General features: G+C 42.1%; 5 protein-coding genes. 4 read left to right on the forward strand and 1 reads right to left on the reverse strand.

The window, feature by feature from the left end; all coding sequences use genetic code 11:
- The first annotated feature begins 109 nt into the window (after positions 1-109).
- From ACYVRH_RS13210 to ACYVRH_RS13225, 4 genes are all read left to right on the forward strand, one after another.
- A complete protein-coding gene (locus ACYVRH_RS13210) occupies positions 110-268 on the forward strand; it encodes a hypothetical protein (protein ID WP_461257361.1) in 159 nt (52 codons plus the stop codon).
- 204 nt (positions 269-472) lie between these two features.
- Positions 473-661: a helix-turn-helix domain-containing protein gene (locus ACYVRH_RS13215; protein WP_461257362.1), complete on the forward strand. Its 189-nt coding sequence runs from the start codon at positions 473-475 to the stop codon at positions 659-661.
- Positions 651-1157, forward strand: a complete 507-nt coding sequence (locus tag ACYVRH_RS13220; RefSeq protein ID WP_461257363.1) for a hypothetical protein — start codon at positions 651-653, stop codon at positions 1155-1157. The genes ACYVRH_RS13215 and ACYVRH_RS13220 overlap by 11 nt, the downstream gene beginning before the upstream one ends.
- Positions 1154-1879: a response regulator transcription factor gene (locus ACYVRH_RS13225; RefSeq protein WP_461257364.1), complete on the forward strand. Its 726-nt coding sequence runs from the start codon at positions 1154-1156 to the stop codon at positions 1877-1879. Before ACYVRH_RS13220 ends, ACYVRH_RS13225 begins: the two co-directional genes overlap by 4 nt.
- 148 nt (positions 1880-2027) lie before the next feature.
- Here ACYVRH_RS13225 and ACYVRH_RS13230 read toward each other — a convergent pair.
- Positions 2028-2222: hypothetical protein (locus ACYVRH_RS13230; RefSeq protein WP_461257331.1), on the reverse strand; the 195-nt coding region annotated here is incomplete at its 5' end.

Consider the following 2222-nt stretch of genomic DNA (forward strand, 5'->3'; position numbering starts at 1 on the left):
ATGATAAATGAGGAAGGCGGGTTGAAATTGCCGTTTCCGAAAATTGTAGGAAACTCCTATATCTTCTTGAACTGTCAGAATTTATTTTTATTTTGTATGCGCAGGAAGCATGGCGGGTTATGAAAATAATGTTAAAACTTGGACTAAATCCAACTATCTTTATGAATCGGCAGACCTTATTTTTATGTATGGGGAGCGAAAAACGGCTGTGAATTTATTTTTTACTGAAAATTGCACTAAACAACAGTATCGCTCTGAAATGGCATGATTTATTTTTAATGAATATGGCGGTGGGATTTTTCTTAAAACCTACCCGAATGGGTAATGCCGTTTGCGGTAATGAACAGATATTTTTTACGCATGGGGTGAAATATGAATGACGATTGCAAAATTGACGTTTCTGAAAATTGTACTTTTCCATAGTGTCGCTTTGAAACGGCAGGACTTATTTTTAACGTATGCAGGGGGAAAAATGGAAACTTATTGGAAAGTGAATGAAGCGGCGGCGGCGTTGCAGGTGTCGGTTAAGACCATATACCGATATGTGGCGAATGGGGAAATACCTTTTCACAAATTAAACAGGGCGGTGCGGTTCAAGCCGTCCGAGATCGAAAACTGGATGGAAGGCAAAAAAACGGAGGCGGTGAAACATGAAATGTAAATACTTTGATGAATGTTCAGCGCCTATATGCCCAATGGACGTGGGGGCGGCGCAGCCGGTATGGTTCGCCGATGAGCCTGTCTGCCGTTTGCAGGACGTTCCCGAATGGGTTAAACGTCAGCGGAAAATCGCAAAAATAGGCGCTTCCGCTATAGCGGGATATTTTACCCTTGCCATGCTTGAGCGGCGTTGCGTTATCGGGAAAAAGATGTCTGGCATAGACCCTGACGCAACGGACGTGGAAAGAAAAACCGCCGAAGAAAACTGGCTTTGCGGGCATCCGACCATTAAGGCTATAACTGGCGTGGAGAGGGAAAAATTAGCGGAGCGGATGCGTTCTTTAAGGTCAATCCGTCTTGAAGCGGAGGGGGAAAAACCCAATTCCGCTCGGGGGAAAACGCATAGTGAAGAAAAAAAGGTGAAATCATACGGCAAGGAGGGGCAGGGCTGTTTTACGCCTTGTAATTTGAATAATGGCGGGGGGATAAAAAAATGAGCGGCGGGGTGTTGGTGCTTTCTAGGGCGGTGGAACTTCATGTGAAAATAAAAGGACTGCTTGAGGCGTTAGGCTTTAAAGACGTTACGGTTACGGACAGGAAAAATAAAGAACTGAACACTGTTATTTGCAACAAAGAACCATGTCTAGTTATTATTGACAGCCGATTTTATCAGGAAGCTACTACGTGCAGGATCGGCGAATTGGTAAATATTTTCCCAAAATTGAATATCGCCGTTGTTTCATTCCATGAATTTCCTGTGAGCCGCGCTCCGTGTTTCATTTGGGCGGGGGCGAAGTCGTATCTCGATTTGTGGGAAGGGGAGGACGAATTTTATCGGGGCTTGCGGATTGTTCGGGAAGGCGGGCAGTATATTTCCCCGAAGGTTAAAGAAATGATAGATCATTTTGATGAATATCCTGACGCTAACGGCAAAGTTACTAAAAAGGAGAGGGAATGCCTTGTCATGCTGTGCAGCGGATTTACCATTGAGCAAATAATGGAAGAGCTGGATATAGCAAAAAGCACGGTTTATAACCACCTGAACAGTTTATATAAGACTTTTCATGTCCACAACCGTGAAGAAATGATCGCGCTTGCTTGGGAAATGGAATTGGTGACTCCTAAAGATATTAGGTTTTATGACGGGAAGAAAGAACGTCTGCCGATCCCTAAATGGGCTGAGGTGAAAAAGAAATGCGACAGTTTTTATTCGGACTGAATTGCTAAAAAAGCCTACGGCTTTTTTAGCTTAGGAGTTTTGCCAAAGAGTAAAATAAAGTTTTAATATTTTTTTACTATGGTAAGACACAATCCTTTTATATGATGTCTTGTGTTTGGCAAAACTCCATTTTATGCCTTTATTTGTTTTATGGATAAAATTCTTCATCGGCGCATAGGCGCAATTCTTCAATAAAATAACTGGTTAATATTCCTCGAATGTCGCTGATGACTTTTATATTCCATTGCAGTTTTTTTGTAGTCGAGGATAGTGATACGATCATGTCGTTAATCACGTTATCAACAAAATCTTGTCGGTTGATTTTTTCTTTTTCTGTCATTGC

The sequence above is a fragment of the Treponema sp. R80B11-R83G3 genome (genome assembly GCF_054786115.1).